The 22,243-nt window shown below is 62.5% G+C and carries 21 protein-coding genes and 1 riboswitch; of the genes, 12 read left to right on the forward strand and 9 right to left on the reverse strand.

Translation table 11 applies throughout. The annotated features are described in order from the left end of the window. Nucleotides 1-31: 31 nt before the first annotated feature. Entirely contained in the window at nt 32-1,195 is a 1,164-nt protein-coding gene (locus tag BVH06_RS21495; RefSeq protein ID WP_075929670.1) for a 1-acyl-sn-glycerol-3-phosphate acyltransferase, read from the reverse strand. A 146-nt stretch (nt 1,196-1,341) separates the two neighbouring features. Between BVH06_RS21495 and BVH06_RS21500 the strand changes: the two genes are divergently transcribed. The 4 genes from BVH06_RS21500 to BVH06_RS21515 all read left to right on the forward strand — a co-directional run bounded on the left by BVH06_RS21500 (nt 1,342) and on the right by BVH06_RS21515 (nt 3,498). Then, the gene (locus BVH06_RS21500) at nt 1,342-1,524 is read left to right on the forward strand and encodes a CPXCG motif-containing cysteine-rich protein (RefSeq protein WP_075929669.1); all 183 of its coding nucleotides are present in this window, start codon (nt 1,342-1,344) and stop codon (nt 1,522-1,524) included. Further along, nucleotides 1,524-1,784, forward strand: coding sequence for a DUF2007 domain-containing protein (locus BVH06_RS21505; protein ID WP_075935424.1), 261 nt, complete (start codon nt 1,524-1,526; stop codon nt 1,782-1,784). The genes BVH06_RS21500 and BVH06_RS21505 overlap by 1 nt, the downstream gene beginning before the upstream one ends. 36 nt (nt 1,785-1,820) lie before the next feature. Beyond that, entirely contained in the window at nt 1,821-2,438 is a 618-nt protein-coding gene (locus BVH06_RS21510) for an SOS response-associated peptidase (protein ID WP_075929667.1), read from the forward strand. 241 nt (nt 2,439-2,679) lie between these two features. After that, nucleotides 2,680-3,498, forward strand: a complete 819-nt coding sequence (locus tag BVH06_RS21515) for a M48 family metallopeptidase (protein WP_075929666.1) — start codon at nt 2,680-2,682, stop codon at nt 3,496-3,498. Nucleotides 3,499-3,599: 101 nt separating this feature from the next. Here the strand turns inward: BVH06_RS21515 and BVH06_RS21520 are convergent, their stop codons facing one another. The 3 genes from BVH06_RS21520 to BVH06_RS21530 form a co-directional block, all read right to left on the reverse strand. Further along, nucleotides 3,600-4,187 carry a TMEM165/GDT1 family protein gene (locus tag BVH06_RS21520; RefSeq protein ID WP_168172943.1) on the reverse strand — a complete coding sequence of 196 codons (588 nt, stop codon included), beginning with the start codon at nt 4,185-4,187 and terminating at the stop codon, nt 3,600-3,602. A gap of 91 nt (nt 4,188-4,278) precedes the next feature. Continuing rightward, nucleotides 4,279-4,425, reverse strand: a riboswitch (yybP-ykoY riboswitch). Between the two features lie 58 nt (nt 4,426-4,483). Further along, entirely contained in the window at nt 4,484-5,482 is a 999-nt protein-coding gene (locus BVH06_RS21525; RefSeq protein ID WP_075929664.1) for a class I SAM-dependent methyltransferase, read from the reverse strand. A 72-nt stretch (nt 5,483-5,554) separates the two neighbouring features. Then, on the reverse strand, nt 5,555-6,520 hold the full coding sequence (locus tag BVH06_RS21530) for a 2-hydroxyacid dehydrogenase (protein ID WP_075935426.1): 966 nt from the start codon (nt 6,518-6,520) through the stop codon (nt 5,555-5,557). Nucleotides 6,521-6,651: 131 nt separating this feature from the next. Here BVH06_RS21530 and BVH06_RS21535 point away from each other — a divergent pair, with 131 nt between their 5' ends. Further along, the gene (locus BVH06_RS21535) at nt 6,652-7,281 is read left to right on the forward strand and encodes a LysE family transporter (RefSeq protein WP_075929662.1); all 630 of its coding nucleotides are present in this window, start codon (nt 6,652-6,654) and stop codon (nt 7,279-7,281) included. A gap of 28 nt (nt 7,282-7,309) precedes the next feature. Here BVH06_RS21535 and BVH06_RS21540 read toward each other — a convergent pair whose 3' ends face one another. Next, the gene (locus BVH06_RS21540; RefSeq protein ID WP_075935427.1) at nt 7,310-8,485 is read right to left on the reverse strand and encodes an acetyl-CoA C-acyltransferase; all 1,176 of its coding nucleotides are present in this window, start codon (nt 8,483-8,485) and stop codon (nt 7,310-7,312) included. A gap of 183 nt (nt 8,486-8,668) precedes the next feature. On the opposite strand from BVH06_RS21540, the gene BVH06_RS21545 reads away from it, so the two are divergent. The 6 genes from BVH06_RS21545 (at nt 8,669) to BVH06_RS21570 (ending at nt 16,950) form a co-directional block, all read left to right on the forward strand. Beyond that, nucleotides 8,669-10,351 (forward strand): fatty acid--CoA ligase, encoded by a 1,683-nt coding sequence (locus BVH06_RS21545; protein WP_075935428.1) that lies wholly within the window; start codon nt 8,669-8,671, stop codon nt 10,349-10,351. Between the two features lie 211 nt (nt 10,352-10,562). After that, nucleotides 10,563-12,506 (forward strand): DUF1302 domain-containing protein, encoded by a 1,944-nt coding sequence (locus BVH06_RS21550; RefSeq protein WP_075935429.1) that lies wholly within the window; start codon nt 10,563-10,565, stop codon nt 12,504-12,506. A 28-nt stretch (nt 12,507-12,534) separates the two neighbouring features. After that, nucleotides 12,535-13,902 (forward strand): DUF1329 domain-containing protein, encoded by a 1,368-nt coding sequence (locus BVH06_RS21555; RefSeq protein WP_075929658.1) that lies wholly within the window; start codon nt 12,535-12,537, stop codon nt 13,900-13,902. Between the two features lie 173 nt (nt 13,903-14,075). Then, nucleotides 14,076-14,720: an MBL fold metallo-hydrolase gene (locus tag BVH06_RS21560; RefSeq protein WP_075929657.1), complete on the forward strand. Its 645-nt coding sequence runs from the start codon at nt 14,076-14,078 to the stop codon at nt 14,718-14,720. Nucleotides 14,721-14,844: 124 nt separating this feature from the next. Then, on the forward strand, nt 14,845-15,501 hold the full coding sequence (locus tag BVH06_RS21565; protein WP_083652152.1) for an OmpA family protein: 657 nt from the start codon (nt 14,845-14,847) through the stop codon (nt 15,499-15,501). Nucleotides 15,502-15,645: 144 nt separating this feature from the next. Then, nucleotides 15,646-16,950 (forward strand): diguanylate cyclase domain-containing protein, encoded by a 1,305-nt coding sequence (locus tag BVH06_RS21570; RefSeq protein ID WP_075935430.1) that lies wholly within the window; start codon nt 15,646-15,648, stop codon nt 16,948-16,950. 134 nt (nt 16,951-17,084) lie between these two features. Here the strand turns inward: BVH06_RS21570 and BVH06_RS21575 are convergent, their stop codons facing one another. The 4 genes from BVH06_RS21575 to BVH06_RS21590 form a co-directional block, all read right to left on the reverse strand. Continuing rightward, complete coding sequence (locus tag BVH06_RS21575) at nt 17,085-17,984, reverse strand: acyltransferase (RefSeq protein WP_075929655.1); 900 nt, start codon at nt 17,982-17,984, stop codon at nt 17,085-17,087. A 136-nt stretch (nt 17,985-18,120) separates the two neighbouring features. After that, nucleotides 18,121-20,214 carry a phosphate acetyltransferase gene (gene pta / locus BVH06_RS21580; RefSeq protein WP_075929654.1) on the reverse strand — a complete coding sequence of 698 codons (2,094 nt, stop codon included), beginning with the start codon at nt 20,212-20,214 and terminating at the stop codon, nt 18,121-18,123. A gap of 14 nt (nt 20,215-20,228) precedes the next feature. Then, nucleotides 20,229-21,413 carry an acetate kinase gene (locus tag BVH06_RS21585; protein ID WP_075929653.1) on the reverse strand — a complete coding sequence of 395 codons (1,185 nt, stop codon included), beginning with the start codon at nt 21,411-21,413 and terminating at the stop codon, nt 20,229-20,231. Then, a complete protein-coding gene (locus BVH06_RS21590; protein WP_371915312.1) occupies nt 21,414-21,833 on the reverse strand; it encodes a DUF3565 domain-containing protein in 420 nt (139 codons plus the stop codon). Between BVH06_RS21590 and BVH06_RS21595 the strand changes: the two genes are divergently transcribed. Continuing rightward, entirely contained in the window at nt 21,726-22,211 is a 486-nt protein-coding gene (locus tag BVH06_RS21595) for a peptidylprolyl isomerase (RefSeq protein ID WP_070887949.1), read from the forward strand. The two genes, BVH06_RS21590 and BVH06_RS21595, sit on opposite strands and share 108 nt — an antisense overlap. Nucleotides 22,212-22,243 lie beyond the last annotated feature (32 nt).

Raw genomic sequence — 22,243 nt, forward strand, 5'->3', positions numbered from 1 at the left:
CGACACGTCGGGGCTTTTTCTTGTCTGTTGATCAGAGTGGCAGCCCGGCCTTGACGCGGTATTGGTTGCGCACCGGCATCGCGTATTGAAGTATCAGGTAGGGTTGCTGCTCGCTTGGGCAGCGGCTCAGGCGCTGCTGCCATTGTTCCCTGGCGGCAGCCAGCTCGGCGGCGTCGAACAGTGTGTCGACTGCTGGTACTTCCAGTTGCGGATCGCGCTCGCTCCACATGGCATACGCCAGGTAGTGCACGGGGAACAGGCGGTAGCCGGTAAGGATCTGCGCATCGGTCAGCGCGGCCAGTTGTTTGGCGTCCTCGAACCCGCTGGTGATCGGGTCGCCGAAGTGCACGTGGACACGGCCTTTGTAGCCGGTAATGCCCAGGCCGATGCTCTTGTCATCCTCGCCCGGCTGCTTGGTGTAGCTGCCTGTGGTTGCGCGTGTATACAGCTCGCGGGCCTTGGCCTGGTCGCAAGGATCGTACTCGTAGCTGATCGACACCGGGGTCAGCTTGAGGCTGGCGATGACATCGGCGAACGGCTCGTCCTTGCGGCTCATATGAAACATCTTGAGGATCGCCGAATCGGTGCGGTCGTCACCGTCCTTGGCCCGGCCTTCGGCCTGGGCGATCCAGATCGACTCGCCATCCTGGCGGATCGAATGGCTGATGTAAGCCGAAAGCAGCTGGTAAGCGGCGAGTTTTTCGCGGCGGCCGGTGATCGAGCGATGCACGATGAAGCTTTTGTTCAGGCGCATCAGGTCGCTGACGAAGGGCTTCTGCAGCAGGTTGTCGCCAATGGCGATGCGCGGCGTCTGCAGGCCAGCATGGTACACGGCGTAGTTGACGAAGGCCGGATCCATGACGATATCGCGGTGGTTGGCCAGGAACAGGTATGGGCTGCCGGCCTTCAGTGTTTCCACGCCCGAGTAGGTCACGCCATCGGTGGCATGCTCGACGGTGCGGTCGATGTACGGCTCGATGGACTCCTGCAACGCGCGAACCGAATCGATGTGGCGGAACTGCGAGCGCAGTCGATGGGCTATAAGAGGTTTGAGCAACCAGCCGAACGGGCCGGCCATGCGCGGAAAGCGAAACTGGGTAAGGATGTCGAGAAACGCATCGTCGGCCAACAGGCGCGCCAGAACCGCTGGAATTTCCGCGTCGGCATAGGGTCGGATGCTGTCGAATTCGCCCATCATGATCTCTTGTGATTGTCGCTGCGATTGAAAGGTGGAATGCGCTGCGCCCTGTGCCGTGATCACGCGCCAATACAGCGTGAAAGCAACTCCGGGAGCAGCAATAGACCGCCCATTATACCCTGCAAGTCACACGGAGGCGCCCCATGTTGGAAACCCAGGATTATCAGTGCCCCTATTGCGGCGAGCCCGTCGAGGCGGTACTGGACTTGTCGGCCGGTGATCAGCAATACATCGAGGACTGCCCGGTATGCTGCAGGCCCATTGTCTTTCTACTCGAAACCGATGGGCAGAGCTGGCATCTGGACGTGCGCGGGGAGAATGATTGATGAAGCGCATCTACGAGCCCCAGGACCTGATGGAAGGCGAGTTGCTCAAGGCCATGCTCGCCAGCGAGGGCGTCCAGGCGCATCTGGTAGGTGCCCACCTGGCTGGCGCAGTGGGCGAGCTACCGGCATGCGGGCTGCTCGGCCTGCTGGTGGAAGACGGCGACGCCGAGCGCGCCCGCTGGTTGATCGCCGAGTACAATGGCGCACAACCGCTACCCGGTGACGAGCCGGATCCCCCTCAAGGCGTGCTGCTGTGTTGAGCAGCGGGTGCGCCCACCCATCCCGATGAGTCTTTCATGAGTGGACGCTTTGCGCTGTTTCGCTGGACGCCTGCCTTCGCGGCGCAGCCAGGTTTTCCTGCTGACCAGCTGCCGCACTGGAATCTGGCTCCCGGCTCCCAGGTGCTCGTGCTGCGCAGCGAGCATGAGCAGCCGCCGCTGACGCGGGCGCGCTGGGGCCTGACTCCTCCCTGGCTGAAGGATCTGTCGAAAACGCCGTCCCACGCCCGCGCCGAAACCCTCGCCGAACAGCCGATGTTTCGCGACGCGTTTCGCCTGCGCCGTTGCCTCATTCCTGCCAACGGCTTCTATGAGTGGCGCGGCGCGGCGCGCAAACGGCCGTACTGGGTGAGTGGCGAGGATTCGCTGCTGTACTTCGCGGCGGTCTGGGAAGCCTATCCGGTAGAGGGCCATGTTTATCTGAGCACCGCCATGATCACCCAGGCGGCCGCGGCGCTACGTCGCCCATTGATTCTCGACGCCGAGCAGCGGCAACGCTGGCTGGCCGCCGACACACCGCTCGAGGAGCTGCAGACGCTGCTCGTCGCCAAGCCGACAGCGCTGCGCGAACGAGTATTGAGCAATCTGGTCAATGACCCGAAGCTCGACGGGCCGGAGTGTCTGACGCCTGCTTGAGGCTTTGGCTTGCGCTGAAATACGGGCAGCCCTTGCAGGCCGTTGAAAAACGTAGGCGAGGCAGCTGACGCGATACCGATGGCGGCCCCGCAAAAATAGCCGAAAAAGCGGAGTGTACAGTTGTACATGAGCATTTTGACTGGGCTCGCACGCGAGGCTGTTTTTAACGACGCGGCTGCAACGTAGGTAGTTTTTCAACAGCCTGCTAGCATACCTCGCAAATTTACCAGGGAGATCCAGCATGAAACCGTCGTTGTCCATTACCACGCTGACTGCGGCTCTGCTGCTGGCAGGATGCCAAGCCGTCAACACCACCAGCGGTGGCTCGGTCGGCGTCGAGCGCAAGCAGTACATGTTCAGCGCATTGTCGACCGATGAGGTCAACCAGATGTACGCCCAGTCTTACCAGCAGACTTTGCAGGAAGCCTCGAGCCAGGGCGCGCTGGACAAGAACAGCGCTGAGGCTAAGCGTCTGCAGCGTATCGCCGACCGGCTGATCAAGCAGGCCCCGCTGTTTCGCCCGGATGCGGCCCAATGGCAGTGGGAAGTCAACCTGATCAAGAGCCCGGAGCTGAATGCCAACTGCGGCCCTGGCGGCAAGATCATCTTCTACACCGGCATCATCGAGAAGCTGAAGCTTACCGACGATGAAATCGCCGCGGTCATGGGCCACGAGATCGCCCACGCCCTGCGCGAGCATGGCCGCGAGGCGATGTCCAAGGCCTATGGCGTGAACCTGGCCAAGCAGGGCGCTGCTGCACTGCTGGGCGTGACACCGGACAAGATGGCGCTGGCCGATGCCGCGGTGAACTACGGCATGACACTGCCCAACAGCCGCAGCAACGAGAACGAAGCCGACCTGATCGGCCTCGAGCTGTCGGCCCGCGCAGGCTTCAATCCCAATGCGGCGATCAGCCTGTGGGAGAAAATGGCCAAGGCCAGTGAGGGCGCACCGCCGGAGTTCATGAGCACGCACCCGTCCTCGTCGAGCCGTATCACCTCGCTGCAGGCCGCTATCCCGAAAGTCATGCCGCTTTATCAGCAGGCCAAGAAAGGCTGATCGCGATGTGACAAGTCGCCATCAAGTAGCTCGTATCTACTCGGTGGCGACTCAGCTCCAAGACCAACGCCGTGGTCGGACATTGGGCTTGCCTCAGTCAATCAGCCGTTCAGAAATCCGCTCAACAGCATGGCCTGGTAAGCCGCATACACCGCCAACGCGGCGAAGGCGATGGCGGCGATTCGGCGAATCAGGGTGAGCGGCAGGCGGTCAGCGGCGAAGTTGCCGGCCAGCACCACCGGCACGTTGGCAATCAGCATGCCCAGCGTGGTGCCGAGCACCACCATGATGAAATGCGGGTACTGGGCGGCGAGCATCACTGTCGCCACCTGGGTCTTGTCCCCCATCTCGGCCAGGAAGAAGGCGATCAGCGTGGTCAGGAACGGCCCGTAGCGTTTGAGGCTGGAGCTTTCGTCATCGTCGAGCTTGTCCGGGATCAACGTCCATAGCGCCACGGCGACGAAGGACGCCGCCAGAATCCAGCTCAAAAGTGCCGGCGAGAGCAGGCCCGCCACCCAGTTGCCCACCGCACCCGCGGCCAAGTGGTTGGCGAGCGTGGCGACCACCATGCCCCAGATGATCGGCCAGGGCCTGCGAAAGCGAGCGGCCAGCAATAGGGCGAGCAATTGCGTCTTGTCGCCGATTTCCGCCAGGGCGACGATCAGGGTGGGAACGAAAAGAGATTCCAGCATCAGGTTTCCTAAAGGGGCGGGTAGACACGGCTATGACACGTACAGCCTTCCCGCCCCGGGTAAGGTGTTCGTGTCATAGGTCTTGTCAAACCCTGCGCGGCGTTCGAGCCGAACGGCGCAGATCCGTCTGGGCGGATCTTGGGTCGCACGCACCATGGTCTGCCGACCAAGTATGTTGATGCATGCCGGGCGAGCGGGTGCTCGCGGGAGACTACTCCCCTAGGACGCGCGCATTCTGCCCAAACCGATCTTGTTGGGCAAGGCCTGCGCCGCTGTGCCGCAGGCAGGCTCCGTTAGCGGCTGGTGGCCTGGTAAATGCGGAAGCCATCGGCATCGGCCAGGGTGTGGCAGATGCCGATATGTTGTTCGATCAGCGGTGGGTACTTGAGGAAGCGGTTGGCCACCAGGCGAATCTGCCCGCCCTTGCGCAGGTGCCGGGAAGCCTGGCGTAGCAGGTCTTCGCTGGCCTGGTAATGAGTGTGCACGCCTTGGTGAAACGGCGGGTTGCTGAGAATGGCGCTCAGCTCCGCGGGCGCAGCGGCAATGCCGTCGCCGCTGATGACGTCGGCCTGCAGGCCATTGGCGGCCAGGGTCAGGCGACTGCTGACGACGGCGAATGCATCGACGTCCAGCATGGTGACGTGGCTGTCTGGGTAGCGACGTTTGAGCACTGCCCCGAGCACGCCGGCGCCGCAGCCGAAGTCGAGCAGATGGCCGTCTGGTAGCTGATTCAGATGCTCGAGCAGCAGCGCGCTGCCGACATCCAGCCGGCCGTGGCTGAACACGCCGGGCAGGGTGACGACTTCCAGTGAGCCATCGGCGAGCGGCAAGCTGTAGCGCTGTGCCAATGAGGTGAGATCAGGTTCCGCTGGCGCCTGATCCACGCGCACCTGCCACAGCTGGCAGTGGCGTGCGCTGTCGAGTTTGCGCGGTGTGCCGTAGGCCGCCATCTGCTTGGCTGCACGCTCGACGCCAGCGCGCTTTTCGCCCACCAGATACAGCAGCTTGCCGGGCAGGCGGGCGGCGAGGGCGTCGAGCAGGTAAGCCGTCAACTCACGGGATTTGGGCAGGAACAGCACGGCCGTCTCGACCGTGGCAGCCGGCGGCGAGACGCCAAAGGTGCTGCGCCCGGCGAAGCGCGCGTCGAGCATACTCTGATCGCCAGCATGCCAGCTCCAACCCGCAGCCTGTGGCAGTTGCCCGAGCAGGTCATCGGCCGGCAGACCCGCGAGCAAGGCGGGGCCACCGAACAGCTCGGCCTGACGCAGCAGCACTTCACTTCGTGGATCCATCAGATCTACCCCGGCAAAAGCGCGAAGGGTAGGGGCGTGGGCCTCAAGCTGCAAGCTCGATGCACCAAAGGGTCAGTTGACCTGGCGTTTGGCTTGCCCGGCGAAAAAGCCCGCCGCGTTTTCCGCCAATTGCCCGACGATCCGCTGACGCGCCTCGCGGGCGCCCCAGGCGCTGTGGGGGGTGATGATCAAGCGGGGAATGTCGTCGGCCAGTAATGGATTGCCATCTCTGGGCGGCTCCTGGGTCAGCACGTCGGTGGCGGCACCGCCCAGCTTGCCCGTGCGCAGGGCGTCGGCCAGGGCCTGTTCGTCGATCAGCCCGCCGCGGGCCGTGTTGATCACGAAGGCGCCCGGCTTGAGCAGCGCGAGCTCCCGGGCGCCGATCAGGTTGCGGGTCTGTTCTGTCAGCGGGCAATGCAGGGTCAGGGCGTCGACCTGGGTGAGCAGCTCGTCCAGCGCCAGTCGATCAGCGCGGGGCGGGCGCCCCGGCAGTTGGCCGTAGAGCACGCGCATGCCGAACGCTTCGGCCAGCCTGGCCACCGCGCCGCCCAGCTCGCCGTGGCCGAGCAGGCCAAGGGTCTTGCCTTCGAGCTCGACGATGGGGTGGTCGAGCAGGCAGAACATGGGCGACTGCTGCCAGCGGCCAGCGCGAACATCGCGTTGATAGTCTTGCAGGCTGGTGGCCAGGGCGAGCAGCAGCGTGAGGGTGTGCTGGGCCACCGACGGCGTGCCGTAACCCTGGCAATTGCATACGGTCACGTCATGGGCTCGGGCCGCGGCAAGATCGACGTTGTTGGTGCCGGTAGCGGCGACCAGCACCAGCTCGAGGTCGGGACAGGCCGCCAACACGGTCGCATCGATCACGGCCTTGTTGCTGATCGCAACGCGGGCACCTTGCAGGCGCTCGATGATCTGCGACGAGGTACTCTGGCCATGCAGCACCAGCTCGGCGAAGGGTTCGCGCAATGGCGTCATGTCCAGATCGTCCAGGTCGAGTGAGCGATAATCGAGAAACACCGCGCGGCCTGTTTTACTCATCAGCTGTACCTTTCTGGCAGTCTTGTCGGGAAGTAAAGTGCAGCCTATCAGAAGCGCTCTGCCGCCTGCCCGCTCCTGTTGGGCGTGCCGGTACCCGCCCCCTGGTCAATCAGCCAACTCCTGGAGCCGCCGTGTACTGGATGGAATTTCTTACCGTTGCCCTCATTCATCTCCTGGCCGTGGCCAGTCCGGGGCCGGATTTTGCCGTCGTGGTGCGCGAGAGCGTCGCGCACGGCCGGCGTACCGGCGTGTTCTGCGCCTTGGGTGTGGGCACCGCGATCTTTCTGCATGTGGCGTATTCGCTGGCAGGCATTGGGCTGATCGTTTCGCAGTCGATCATGCTGTTCAATGCCTTGAAGTGGCTGGCCGCCGCTTACTTGCTGTACATCGGTTTCAAGGCGCTGCGTGCCAGACCGGCGGCGCCCGAGGCGGCGCGATCACAGGCGCCTGCACCAGTACGAACGCCGCGGGCAGCGTTCGTCACAGGCTTCGTGACCAATGGCCTGAACCCCAAGGCGACGCTGTTTTTCCTGTCGCTGTTCACCGTGGTGATCAACCCGCACACCCCGCTGCTGGTGCAGGGCGGCTACGGTGTCTACCTGGCCGTGGCCACGGCAGTGTGGTTCTGCCTGGTGGCGATGCTGTTCAGCCAGCAGCGCGTGCGCGACGGCTTCGCGCGCATGGGCCACTGGTTCGACCGCCTGATGGGCGCGGTGCTGGTCGGCCTGGGGATCAAGCTGGCGTTTACCGAGCTGAAGTAAGGGGCGCGATTGCGCCCCTGATCAGCCTCTAAAGCACTTCAATCGCGACTGCCGTCGCCTCGCCGCCACCGATGCACAGTGAGGCGATGCCGCGCTTGCCGCCAGTCTGGCGCAAGGCATTGATCAGCGTGACGATGATGCGCGAGCCGGTCGAGCCTACCGGATGCCCTTGGGCGCAGGCGCCGCCGTAGATATTCACCTTGGCGTGATCGAGGTCGTGTTCGCGCATGGCCAGCATGGTAACCATGGCGAAGGCCTCGTTGATCTCGAATAGATCGACCTGGTCCTTTTGCCAGCCGGCCTTGTCCAGCACCTTGCCGATGGCGCCGATGGGTGCAATGGTGAATTCGCTTGGATCCTGGCTCTGGGTAGCGTGGGCGACGATGCGCGCCAGCGGTTGCAGGCCTCGCGCACGGGCTTGCTCGGCGCTCATCAGCAGCAGCGCGCTGGCGCCATCGGAAATCGAGCTGGCGTTGGCCGCGGTAATGCTGCCGTCCTGGCTGAAGGCTGGCTTGAGGCCGGCGATGCGATCGATCCGGGCGTTGAGCGGCTGCTCGTCTTCGTTCACCTCGAGATCGCCCTTACGCGTCGCAACGCTCACGGGCACGATCTCATCGGCCAGTGCACCCGATTGCATGGCCTGCTGCGCGCGACGCAGTGATTCGATGGCGTAGGCGTCCATCTCCTCGCGGGTTATACCGTAGCGGTCCGCGGTTTCCTGGGCGAACGAGCCCATCAAGCGGCCAGTGCGAGCGTCCTCCAGCCCATCGAAGAACATGTGATCCTTGACCTCGCCGTGGCCCATTCGCAAGCCGCCACGTGCCTTGGGCAGCAGGTATGGGGCGTTGGACATGCTTTCCATCCCGCCAGCTATGACCACTTCGGCGCTGCCGGCCTTGATCAGGTCGTGGGCCAGCATCACCGCCTTCATGCCCGAGCCGCAGAGCTTGTTGATGGTGGTGCAACCCGTCGCGCTGGGCAGGCCGGCGGCGAGCGAGGCCTGGCGTGCCGGGCCCTGCTTGAGGCCAGCGGGCAAGACGCAGCCCATGATCACTTCCTGCACGTCGCTAGCGTCGATTCCTGCCCGAGCGACGGCGGCGCCAATCGCCGTCGCACCAAGATCCGTTGCGCTTACCGAGGACAGGCTACCCTGAAAACCACCCATGGGCGTGCGAGCGCCGCTGACGATAACGATATCCGACATATTTCCACCTTGATCTGCAGTAAAGGGGCGAAACCGGCCCGCTAGTCATAGCGAGCAACACAATCGTTCCTCTGACTGATTGAGTGAGCGCTGGCACAGGCTACTGTTGGGCAAGTTGCCATCTCCGCTCCGGTTTAGCTTCATCTTCGTCGCTTTCAACAATAGTCCAGAACAGGTGAGCCCATGTTGCAGACCCGCATCATCCCCCCCGTCGCGAATGCCCACCCATACCCCCTGCTGATCAAGAGCCTGCTGTTGTCAGGCAGCCGCTACGAGAAAAATCGCGAAATCGTCTACCGCGATTCCTTGCGTTACAGCTACGCGACCTTCAACGAACGGGTGGCGCGACTGGCCAACGTGCTCACTCGAGCCGGCGTGAAGGCGGGTGATACCGTGGCGGTGATGGATTGGGACAGCCACCGCTACCTGGAATGCATGTTCGCGGTGCCGATGCTGGGGGCGGTGTTGCACACCATCAACATCCGCCTGTCACCGGAGCAGATCCTCTACACCATGAACCACGCCGAAGACCGTTTCGTGCTGGTCAACAGCGATTTCGCCGCGCTGTATCAGGGCATCGCCGGGCAACTCACCACGGTGACCGGCACGCTGCTGCTGACCGACAACGCCGCGGCTGATACCGAGCTTCCCGGTTCGGTCGGCGAGTATGAAAGCCTGTTGGCGGCGGCCGAGCCGACCTATGCATTCGCCGACTTCGACGAAAACTCCGTGGCAACCACCTTCTACACCACCGGTACCACCGGCAATCCCAAGGGCGTCTACTTCACCCATCGGCAGTTGGTGTTGCACACCCTGTCCATGGCCACCACTCTCGGCAGCCTGGACAGCATCCGCCTGATGGGCAATAGCGACGTGTACATGCCGATCACCCCCATGTTCCACGTACACGCCTGGGGCGTGCCCTACGTCGCCACGATGCTGGGCGTCAAACAGGTCTATCCGGGACGCTACGAGCCGGAGATGCTCTGCAAGCTGATCAAGAGCGAACAGGTGACCTTTTCCCATTGCGTGCCGACCATCCTGCAGATGCTGCTGGCCGCGCCTGGCGCGCAAGGCCATGACTTCAAGGGCATGAAGGTCATCATCGGCGGCAGCGCACTCAATCGCGCGGTGTACGAGGCCGCCAAGGCAAAAGGCATTCAACTGACGGCGGCGTACGGGATGTCCGAGACCTGCCCGCTGATTTCCTGTGGTTATCTCAACGAAGACATGCTCGCGGCAAGCGAGGAGCAGCGCACTGCCTATCGCATCAAGGCAGGGGTTCCAGTGCCTTTGGCCGAGGCGGCGATCGTGGACGGTCATGGCAATCGCCTGCCTGCGGATGGCGAGACCCAGGGCGAGCTGGTACTGCGTGCACCCTGGCTGACCCAGGGCTACTTTCGCGAGCCGGAAAAGGGACAGGAGTTGTGGGCCCACGGCTGGCTACACACCGGCGACGTGGCGACCCTGGACGATAGCGGCTCCATCGATATTCGCGACCGCATCAAAGACGTGATCAAGACCGGAGGCGAGTGGATTTCCTCGCTTGAGCTCGAAGACCTCATCAGTCGCCAGCCAGCGGTGCGCGAAGTGGCCGTGGTCGGCGTGGCGGATCAGCAGTGGGGCGAGCGCCCGTTCGCCCTGGTGGTGGCGAAGGATGGCCAGCAACTGGACGCAGGCATTCTCAAGGAGCACCTCACGCCTTTCGTCGAGCAAGGCGTCATCAACAAGTGGGCGATTCCCTCGCAGATCGCGCTTGTTACCGAAATTCCCAAGACCAGTGTGGGCAAGCTGGACAAAAAGCGTATTCGTGTTGACCTCGCGCAGTGGCAGGAGGCCGGAGGTGAGTTTTTATCGTCCCTGTAAGGCACGAATTTCAACGCCAAAAAAGTGACTGATCAGTCAAACAAACGTTTGGCTTGCTAATTGCTGGTTTCGGGCCATCCTTGGCTTGTCACGGATGGGATTGATCTCTCAAACCGGCGAGCCAGAGTGTCTCGGGCACTGCAAGCACCCCTTGGCAAGGCTCGCTGGCTTCAGTCAATCAGCCATAACAAAAACAAATGGAGTAGCGTCGATGACCAACACAACAAGGCCGTTCTGGCGTCTGGCAAAACTGCCGCTGGCCGTCAGCCTCGCATCAACTCTTGCCAGCCCGGCATTCGCGGTGAATTTCAATATCGGGGAAATCGAAGGTCAGTTCGACTCGTCGTTGTCGGTGGGGGCCAGTTGGTCGACAGCCAAGGCCGACAAGGATCTGATTGGTGTCAACAATGGTGGCCGTGGTTTGTCCCAAACATCTGACGACGGTCGTCAGAACTTCAAACGCGGTGAAACCTTCTCGAAAATCTTCAAGGGTATTCATGACCTAGAGCTGAAGTATGGGGATACTGGCGTTTTCGTACGTGGCAAGTATTGGTACGACTTCGAGCTGAAAGATGAAGGGCGTGAGTTCAAGGAAATCAGTGATTCCGGTCGCAAGGAAGGCGCTAAGGCTTCAGGCGCTGAATTGCTCGATGCGTTCGTGTATCACAACTATTCTATTGCCGATCAGCCAGGCTCGGTTCGCCTAGGCAAGCAGGTCGTTAGCTGGGGCGAAAGCACTTTCATTCTGAATAGCATCAACTCAGTTAACCCGATTGATGTTGCTGCGTTCCGCCGCCCAGGCGCGGAAGTCAAGGAAGGCCTGATTCCGGTCAATATGTTCTATGTTTCGCAAAGTCTGACCAATAACCTTTCAGCCGAAGCTTTTTATCAGCTGGAATGGGATCAGACAGTCGTCGATAACTGCGGAACATTTTTCTCCCAGTTCGACGTAGTCGCCGACGGTTGTAACGATAACCTGCGGTTGCTGACAAATAATACTGCCCAGGTTGCGGGGCTAAATGCTGCAACTGCTCCTTTGCGGGCTGCTGCTGGCGCAGGGGCTCTGGCGCCATTTGGAGTACCTGCTGGAACTGTGATCAACCCCATTACCGGTAATGCGGAGGGGAATCTAGTTCGCCGTGGCGGTGATCGTGACGCACGTGACAGCGGTCAGTGGGGCTTGGCGTTCCGGTATCTTTTCGAACCTCTAGATACTGAGTTCGGCGCGTATTTTATGAATTACCACAGTAGGGCACCTGTGTTCAGTGGGGCGGCGCCTTCCCAAGGGGTAATTAACGCCCTTAATTCTCCTGTTGCTGCCGGTATACCTGCAGCAGGCAAGGCGCTGTTGGTTGCGGCTAACTCGAATTATTTTATTGAGTATCCCGAAGACATTCGTCTATACGGCTTGAGCTTCTCGACCACGCTTCCTACCGGCACTGCTTGGAGTGGCGAACTGAGCTATCGGCCAAATGCGCCCGTACAGTTGAATACCACCGATATCTTGTTTGCAGCCGTTCGTCCGCTGGGCGGCGCATATGCTAATGCATCTGTTTTGACGCCCACCGTTGGTGGTGATCTGCATGGTTACAATCGTAAGGAGATTACTCAGTTTCAAACCACGCTTACTCATTTCTTCGACCAAGTGATGGGCGCTAGTCGGTTTACGCTTGTTGGTGAAGTTGGCGTCGTCCATGTGGGAGGCCTGGAGTCCTCAGGTAAGGCACGCTATGGACGCGATCCCGTGTTTGGACCGGGCGCACTGCCTAATGGCACCTGCCAAGGCCTTAACGCTGCCACAATTGGTGGCGCTGTTGGCAACACTGGATCAACGCAAAACCTTTCTAAACATTGTAATAACGATGGTTTCGTAACTGCCACCTCGTGGGGGTATCGCGCACGTGCGATTTGGGAGTACCCCGACGTATTTGCTGGTGTGAACCTCAAGCCCAATGTCGCCTGGTCTCACGATGTGAGCGGTTACGGGCCCAATGGCTTGTTCACTGAAGGTGCAAAAGCTGTGAGTCTCGGTCTGGATGCGGAGTACCAAAACACTTACACCACCAGCCTCGGTTACACCAACTTCTTCGGTGGCGAATACAACACTCTGGTCGACCGTGACTTTCTGGCCCTCAGCTTCGGTATGAACTTCTAAGCGCCCGTATTCATAGGAAAACGCATTTATGAAAACAACAAAAAGGCTGTTGCAAACTGGCGCTCTGACTCTGTCGCTGCTGGCCACCGGTGTGATGGCTGCAGTGTCGGCAGACGAGGCGGCCAAACTGGGTAGTACCCTGACGCCGATCGGTGCGGAAAAGGCCGGCAATGCCGATGGCAGCATCCCGGCCTGGACCGGAGGCCTGCCGGTCAATGCCGGGGCGGTGGACGCGGGCGGCTTCCTGGCCGATCCGTTCCCCAACGAGAAGCCGCTGTTCACCATCACCGCGCAGAACGTCGAGCAGTACAAGGACAAGCTGACGCCCGGCCAGTACGCGATGTTCAAGCGTTACCCGGAAACCTATCGGATGCCGGTCTACACGACCCATCGTACGGCGACGGTGCCGGACAACATCATTGCGGCGACCAAGCAGAACGCGACCAATGCCAAGCTTATTCAGGGCGGTGAAGGGCTGGAGAACTTCCAGCTGGCCAACCCGTTCCCGATCCCGAAGGATGGTCTGGAGGCGATCTGGAACCACATCACCCGCTACCGCGGTGCCAGCGTGCGTCGTCACGTGGTGCAGGTGACGCCCCAGGCCAACGGTTCGTTCAGCCCGGTCAGCCTGGAAGAAGAGTTCGCCTTCCGCAGCATGATGAAGGACGTCGACACCAGCAAGCCGAGCAACATCCTCTTCTACTTCAAGCAGCGGGTAACGGCGCCTTCGCGTCTGGCCGGTAACGTGTTGCTGGTGCACGAGACCATCGACCAGGTGAAGGAGCCGCGCATGGCGTGGCTGTACAACGCCGGTCAGCGTCGCGTGCGCCGGGCGCCGCAGGTGTCCTATGACGGCCCGGGTACCGCAGCCGATGGCCTGCGTACCTCGGACAACCTCGACATGTACAACGGCTCGCCCGATCGCTACGACTGGCAACTGCTGGGCAAGAAGGAAATCTACATTCCTTACAACAGCTACCGCCTCGATTCGCCGAAGCTCAAGTACGCCGATATCGTCAAGCCAGGTCACCTCAACCCGGATCTGACTCGATACGAGCTGCACCGCGTCTGGCACGTGACCGCTACCCTCAAGCAGGGCGAGCGCCACATCTATGCCAAGCGTGACTTCTACATCGACGAGGATACCTGGCAGGCCGCTGCCATCGACCACTATGATGGTCGCGGTACCCTGTGGCGCGTAGCGGAAGCCCATGCCCAGTATTACTACGACAAGCAGGTGCCGTGGTACGCCGTCGAGGTGATTCATGATCTGCTCTCTGGCCGCTACCTGGCACTGGGCCTGAAGAACGAAGAGAAGCGCGCTTACGAGTTCGACTATCCCGCCAAGGAAAGCGACTACACCCCGGCAGCGCTGCGCCAGTCCGGCGTTCGTTGATCGCCGCGCAAAACCGAAGAGCCGGCCCCAGGGCCGGCTTTTTGCCGTCTGGGCGACTGGTTTTCAGGCCAGGACCATGACGCCGAGACCAGCGACCCGAGAATTCACCGCGCGACAGCTTGCGATGGTTACAATTGGTCTTCCGCCCGCCACTTGCGTTACAGGGACCTGCCATGCAACCCACTTCCCCACCCCTGATCCGCGAAACCTTCCCCGTCGGCCCGCTGCAGTGCAACTGCACCATCATTGGAGATTCCGTCAGTGGCAAGGCCATCGTGGTCGATCCGGGTGGCAACCCCGATCAGATCATGGCGCGTCTGGAGGCTCATGGCTTGAAGGTGGTGAGCATCATCCATACCCACGCGCACCTCGATCATTTCCTGGCCTCGGGGCAGATGAAGGAAAAGACCGGCGCGACCCTGCACCTGCACAAGGACGACAGGTTCCTCTGGGACAACCTGGAGATGCAGTGCCAGATGTTCGGGGTTCCCTACACGCCGGTGCCCGCGCCCGATCAATGGCTGGCAGATGACGAGGCACTCGCCTGTGGCTGCGGTGTGGCCCTGCACACGCCGGGACATACCCCGGGCTCGATGAGTTTCTGGTTTCCCGAAGCCAAGCTGCTGATCGCGGGTGATACCTTGTTTCGCCGCGGTATCGGGCGTACCGACCTGTGGGGTGGCGACTACTCGACCATCGAGCGTTCCATCAAGCAGCGGCTGTATCGCCTGGACGAGGACGCCACCGTGGTGACCGGCCACGGGCCGGATACCCGATTGGGTGACGAGATGCGCGAAAACCCATTCGTGCGAGCTTGAAAAACAAGCGCTTACAGATTTTCTGCGTGGTGATTGTTAGCCTTGGTCGGGAACTTGGCGGCGCTCGTTGGCTCGAAGCCGCGAATGAAACTGCCTCCCTCTGCAACACGACTAAGGATTACCCATGATCAAGTGCCGCTCCCTGATTGCCGCAACGGCCGTTCTCGCTGTTCTGTCCGGCTGTACGGTCAACCCTTATACCGGTGAGAGCCAGGCGGGCAAAGCCGGTATCTACGGTGGCGTAGGGGCGCTGGCTGGCGCTGCGGTGGGTGCTGCCACCTCGAGCAAGAAAGACCGCAAGAAGGGCGCGCTGATCGGCGCCGCCGTCGGTGGCGCGGCAGGCGGCGGTTACGGCTATTACGTCGACACCCAGGAAGCCAAGTTGCGCCAGCAGTTGCAGGGCACGGGCGTGCAAGTGCAGCGCAATGGCAATGACCTGACGCTGATCATGCCCGGCAACATCACCTTCGCCAGCAATTCGGCAGACATTTCCAGCAGCTTCTACCCGACGCTGAATTCGCTGGTGCTGACCTTCAAGGAATTCAACAAGAACGGCGTGAACATCGTCGGTCATACCGACAGCACCGGTTCGGCCGAACTGAACCAGAGCCTGTCCACCCGCCGCGCCCAGAGCGTGGCGTCGTACCTGGCCGCCAATGGCGTGGCCTCGTCGCGTATCTCGGCCTATGGCGCCGGCCCTAACCAGCCCATCGCCAGCAACGCCAACGAGGCAGGGCGCGCGCAGAACCGCCGCGTGGAAATCAACCTGCGACCGTTGTAAGCCGAACCGCGCATCAGAAAACCCCGCCGCGGCGGGGTTTTTCATGCCTGCGGCATTCCGGTACCTGTGGCTGCCTGGCGTGCGCTGGCTAGACTGTGATGATCAGCAGTCGAGCCATAACGCAATGTGGGCAGGGAGGTCGATGTGGTGCCAGAGCCGCTGGAAATTCTCGTCGTCGATGATCGGCAGGACAATCTGGACGACATGCAGGAATTGCTCGAAGCCATCGAGCAACCGGTTCACTGCGTGGACTCGGGCGCCAAGGCCCTCGACTACCTGGCTCAGGGTGAGGTCGCCCTGGTGCTGCTCGATGTGCAGATGCCTCGCATGGATGGCTTCGAGGTGGCGCGGCGCATGCGCAGCGACCCGCACACCCGGCTGATACCGATCATCTTCATCTCCGGCATGGCGCAGACCGACGAGATCCTCAATCAGGGATACGGCGCCGGCGCGATGGATTTCATCGCCAAGCCGGTGCAGCCGGCGATGCTGCTGCACAAGGTGCGCGCGCTGCTCGAACATGAGCGTTATCGCCGCGAACTGCTTCGTATGGCTCAGCAGCTAGAGCGCGAGCGGGCCTTCAATGCCTCGATTCTCGACAACACCGCTGAAGGCATTCTGGTGGTCGGTGAGGAGGGGCGTATCCGCTTCGCCAACCCCGCGATCATGCGGATGCTCGGCTGCCAGGCGAACGAGTTGACCGGCAGCGATCTGCTGGACTGGGTCGATGTCGCCGGGGCTGTGCAGTGGCAGGCATCGAGCTTCTACCAGCACTGGCAACGCCGCGAACCTCTGCGCCTGCACGACGCCAATCTGCGTACCTGCGAAGGCCGCCTCGTGCCGGTAGCGCTTTCCAGCTCGCCGTTGCCGGATGAAGGACGCGGCATGGTCCTGCTGGCGCTGGACATGTCGGTGGTGCGCGACCTACACCAGCAGCTCGAGTCACTGGTCATCACCGATGCCCTGACCGGCTTGCTCAACCGCCGTGGCTTCCTGCAGGAGCTGCAGGCGGCGATTTCGCGTCACCAGCGCACGGGCCAGGAGGCCGCGTTGCTGTACCTGGATCTGGATGGGTTCAAGCGCATCAACGACAACCTGGGCCACGAGCGCGGTGACCAGGTACTGCGCCAGGTCAGCGGCCAGCTGAAAAGCTGCCTGCGGCCCTATGACCGCCTGGCGCGTATCGGCGGTGATGAATTCACGGTGATTCTCGACAGCCTGGGCAGTCCTGGCGAGGCGGCCTCGGTGGCGCAGAAACTGGTGCAGCAGGTCGCCGATCAGGCGGGCGAGGGGGATCTGTCAGGCCTGGGCGTCAGCATCGGTATCGCCTGCCTGCCCGCCGACGGCAGCACGGTCGAGGACCTGCTGCGGGCGGCCGACACGGCCATGTACGCGGCCAAGCACGGTGGGCGCGGCCAGTACCGTTTCTACGATGCGGCAAGAACCTAAGAACCTGTCCAAAGTCTTCAAGCCGAGGTTCGTCGATTTTGGCAGTTAAGTGGCGGGGGTGGAAATCGGCACAGTGGATCGGCGAACGGCTGCTATGGCCTTGTAGCAGCCTTTTCATGTCGCCTAAAAAGCTTTTAAGGGTGTTGCTGATGCAGGCGCTCCAGTAAGTCGTCCTTGGCATCCCACAGCGCGTTGATCCACTGCTGAAAGTCCTTGCGATAGGCTTCGTCCTGGTCGTAGGCGCGGCCGATGAAGCGAGTGGGGATGTCCAGCTGTTCGACGACCACTACCACCTCGTGGAGCTGACCACTGAGCAATGCCCAGAAACCCGGGCTGCCTTGGGGGTAGTGCAGGGTGACGTTGATCATGCCGTGCAGTTGCTCGCCCATGGCATCGAGCACGAAGGCCAGGCCACCGGCCTTGGGCTTGAGCAGGTAGCGGTGGGGCGATTGCTGCTCCTGGTGCTTGGCCGGGGTAAAACGGGTGCCTTCGACGAAGTTGAAGATGCCCACCGGGTTATGGCGAAACTTGGCACAGGTGCGGCGGGTGGTTTGCAGGTCTTCGCCTTTTTTTTCAGGGTGCTTGGCCAGATACTCCTTCGAGTAGCGCTTCATGAACGGAAAGCCCAGCGCCCACCAGCACAGGCCGATCACCGGCACCCAGATCAGCTCCTGTTTGAGGAAGAATTTCAGCGGACGGATACGCCGGTTGAGCAGGTACTGCAGCACCAGGATGTCCACCCAGCTCTGGTGGTTGCTGGTCACCAGATAGGAATGCTCGTAATCGAAGTTCTGATTGCCCTCGATATGCCAGCGGGTTTTACCCAGTAGATTCATCCATGTCTTGTTACAACTTATCCAGCCTTCCTGGATGAAAATCATCAGCTGATCGCAGACGCGCCGTACCAGCGGCAAGGGCAGCACGATGCGTAGCAACGTGACCGCGAACAGCGGCCAGCACCAGAAAAGCGTATTGAGTGCCAGCGAAACGCTGCCCAGCAGGCCGAGCAATGGGGCAGGCAGAAAGTGCAGCATGGACGTACGAACCTCGGGCGGGTTGGCGCCCGGCAAGCGTGCCGGGCGTGAATGGCGCACAGGGTAACGATTGGTGGGGGAACTGCAAGCCGATCCGAATACGGGTTATATCTCCCGTCATCGGATCGGCGTGTTATCACTGACGCATGTTGGCGGCCTGAATGGCGGTCAGCGCGATGGTGAAGACGATATCGTCCACCAACGCGCCCCGCGACAGGTCGTTAACCGGCTTGCGCAGGCCCTGCAGCATTGGGCCGACGCTGATGCAATCGGCGCTGCGCTGCACCGCTTTGTAAGTGGTGTTACCGGTGTTCAGGTCGGGGAAGATGAACACCGTGGCGCGACCGGCCACCGGGCTATTGGGGGCCTTTTGCCGACCGACGCTCTCGATGGCCGCGGCGTCGTACTGCAGCGGGCCGTCGACCAGCAACTGCGGGTTGGCCTGACGCGCCAGGCGCGTCGCTTCGCGGACCTTTTCCACTTCCTCGCCACTGCCCGAGTCGCCAGTGGAATAGCTGAGCATGGCCACGCGTGGCGGGATGCCGAACGCCTGGGCGGAGCTGGCGCTCTGCAGGGCGATTTCCGCCAGTTGCTCGGCATTGGGGTCCGGATTGACCGCGCAATCGCCATACACCAGCACCTGGTCCGGCAGCAGCATGAAGAACACCGACGATACCAGGTTGTAGCCGGGCGCGGTCTTGATCAGCTGCAGCGCCGGGCGAATGGTGTTGGCGGTGGTGTGCACGGCGCCGGATACCAGGCCGTCGACTTCGTCCAGGGCCAGCATCATGGTGCCCAGCACCACCGTGTCTTCGAGCTGAGCGCTGGCCATCGGCGCGTTGAGGCCCTTGCCCTTGCGTAGTTCCACCATCGGCTCGACGTAGCGCTCGCGAATCAGGTCCGGGTCGAGAATCTCCAGCCCCGGCGGCAGCTCGATGCCCTGAGCCTGCGCGACGCTGTGCACTTCCTCGGGCTTGGCCAGCAGCACGCAGCGGGCGATGCCGCGGGCCTGGCAGATTGCGGCAGCCTGCACGGTACGCGGCTCGGCGCCTTCGGGCAGAACGATGCGCTTGTTGGCGGCCTTGGCCTGCTGCACCAACTGATAGCGGAACGCCGGCGGTGACAGGCGCAGCTCTCGCGGGCTGCCGCAGCGGGCGGCGAGCCAGTCGTGGTCGAGGTGGCTGGCAACGAAGTCGGCGACCTTCTCGGCGCGCTCCTTGTCATCGACCGGGATTTCCTTGTTCAGGCGATTGAGGTTGGTGGCCGTGTCGTAGGAACCGGTGCTCACCGTCATCACCGGCAGGCCGCTCTGCAGGGCGCCGCGGCACAATTCCATGATGCGCGGGTCGGGGGCGAAGTCGCTGCATAGCAGCAGGCCGGCCAGCGGCATGCCGTTCATGGCGGCCAGGCTGGCAGCCAGGATGATGTCGTCGCGGTCACCTGGCGTTACCACCAGGGTGCCGGGCTTGAGCAACTGCACGGTGTTGGCCACGGCGCGGGCGCACAGCACGATCTTCAGCATGCGGCGTTGCTCGTAGTCACCGGCGTTGAGGATGCGCGCGCCGAGCAGTTCGGCGATGTCGCGGGTACGCGGTGCATTCAGCTCGTCGAGCCAGGGGATGCAGCCCAGCAAGCGGAATTCCGGGTGGCGCAGCAGCGAGGACTGTTCGCGCAGGCGTGCGGTGAAGGCGTCCAGGCCGTCGTCGCTGCGGATCTTGTTGAGGATCACGCCGAGTACCTTGGGATCTTTCGGGCCGCCGAACTGCTGGGCCTGGATTTCCACGCGGTCGCATAGCTCGCCGAGGGTCTCCTGCTCCTGGGCCGAAACCAGGATCACGTCGGCATCCAGGCTCTTGGCCAGGTGGAAGTTGACCCGCGCGGCGTAGCTGGCCTGGCGTGTCGGCACCATGCCTTCGACGATCACCACGTCCTTGTCCTTGGCGGCCTCCTGGTAGAGGCTGATGATTTCTTCCAGCAGTTCGTCCAGGTCGCCGTCGCCGAGGCGTCTTTCGACATGGGCCAGGGCCAGCGGTTTGGGCGAGTGCAGGCCGTGGGTGCGCGCGACCAGTTCGCTGGAGCGCTCGGGGCCGGCGTCACCCTGGTGTGGTTGGGCGATGGGCTTGAAGAAACCGACCTTGAGGCCGGCGCGTTCGAGCGCCCCGACCAGGCCCAGGCTGATGGAAGTGAGGCCGACGCCGAAACCGGTCGGCGAGATGAAAAAGGTGTGCATGGGGGGTCTCCGATTCAGTCGAGCAGCGCGAGGGTGTCGAGGGCAATCTGGCGCTCTTCGTTGGTGGGCACCACCAGCACCCGCGTATGGTCCGCCGCGTGGATCGGCCCGCTGACGCCGCGCAGGCAGCGGGCATTGGCCGCTTCGTCGAGCTTGAGGCCGAGCAGGCTCAGGTGCGCCACCGTCTTGCTGCGGATCAGCGGTGAGTTCTCGCCGATGCCGCCGGTGAAAATCAGGCCGTCCAGGCGCGGCAGGGCGCAGCTCATGGCCGCCAGGGATTTGGCCAGGCGATAGCAGAATACTTCGATGGCCAGGGTGGCACCGGCATGACCTTCCTCACGGGCCTGCTCGAGGCTGCGCATGTCGTTGGACAGCCCCGACAAGCCCAGCAGGCCGCTGTCGTGGTTGAGCATGCGATCGATCTGCTCCAGGCTCCAGCCCAGGGTGCGCGAGAGGTGGCTGTGCAGGTTGGGGTCGACGTCGCCACTGCGCGTGCCCATCACCAGGCCCTCGAGCGGCGTCAGGCCCATGCTGGTGTCGCGGCTTTGACCGTTGACCACCGCGCAGGTCGAGCAGCCATTACCCAGGTGGGCGACCAGCCAGGCGCTGTCGCCCGCCGGCAGGCCGGTGAGTTCGGCCGCGCTGGCACTGACGAAGCGGTGGCTGGTGCCATGGAAGCCATAACGGCGCACGCCGTGGTCGCGATACAGCTGCTCCGGCACCGCGTAGCGGAAGGCGTGCTCGGGCAGGCTCTGGTGGAAGGCCGTGTCGAACACCGCCACCTGGGGCAGCTCAGGGTACAGCGCCAGAGCCGCCTCGATACCCAGCAGGCCAGCCGGGTTGTGCAGCGGCGCCAGGGGCGCGACGGCGCGAATCGCGGCGATTACCGCGTCGTTAAGACGTTGGGCGCTGGTGAAGTGTTCGCCGCCGTGTACCACCCGATGGCCGATGCCGTGCAGTTGGCCGCCAGTGGCCTCCTGCACCCGCTGCAGCAGATGGGCCAGCGCGGCGCGATGGTCATCGCCGGGAATGGCCTGGCTATGCTTGATGCCGCTCAACTGCCAGTGCAGCACGGCGTCGGCGCTGCCAAGCCGCTCCGCCAGCCCGCTGATGGCGAACGCCTGCTGATCGGGGTCGACCAAGGCGAACTTGATGGAGGAGCTACCGCAGTTGATCACCAGAATATTGCGTGCGGGCATTCAGAAGTCCTTAGCGTCCAGAAGCGTTGGAGCTGATGTTGCGACACACCAGCCACAGGTGAATTTCGTGCCGATTCGCGCCTGACGCTGCGCGGCGTCGAGCACCCAGGGGCGATTTTGCCAGGGCGGTTGATGGCGTAAGTGCTGAGTATGGCCACAAGATAAGACAGCCACCCAATAGCCGTCATGATCTTGCTCAAAACCGACCACGACGACCGCGGATACGGCCCGCCCGTCTGGGCTTGGGTCGCTTTCGCCACCGCCGTTGGTTACACTTACACGTTCATTTTCCTCGAGCAAAAGGTTCGCCCCATGCAGATCGCCGCCAACAAGGCCGTTTCCATCGACTATACCCTGACCAACGATGCCGGTGAGGTGATCGATAGTTCCGCTGGCGGCGCGCCGCTGGTTTACCTGCACGGTGCCGGCAACATCATCGTCGGTCTCGAGAAGGCGCTGGTCGGCAAGCAGGCCGGTGACGAAGTCAAGGTTGCCGTCGAGCCCGAAGAAGCCTACGGCGAATACAGCGCCGAGTTGGTCGCCACCCTGAACCGCTCGATGTTCGAAGGCGTCGACGAGCTGGAAGTCGGCATGCAGTTCCACGCCTCCGGCCCGGACGGCGGCATGCAGATCGTCACCATCCGCGAGCTGGAAGGCGATGACGTGATCGTCGACGGCAACCACCCGCTGGCTGGCCAGCGCCTGAACTTCGCGGTCAAGGTCGTCAACGTGCGTGACGCCAGCCAGGAAGAAATCGCCCATGGTCATATCCATGGCGAAGGTGGTCATCACCACTGATCCGTATGTCGGCAGCCGATTCGTCGCTGCTG

The organism is Pseudomonas sp. PA27(2017) (assembly GCF_001945445.1).
GTDB lineage: Bacteria > Pseudomonadota > Gammaproteobacteria > Pseudomonadales > Pseudomonadaceae > Aquipseudomonas.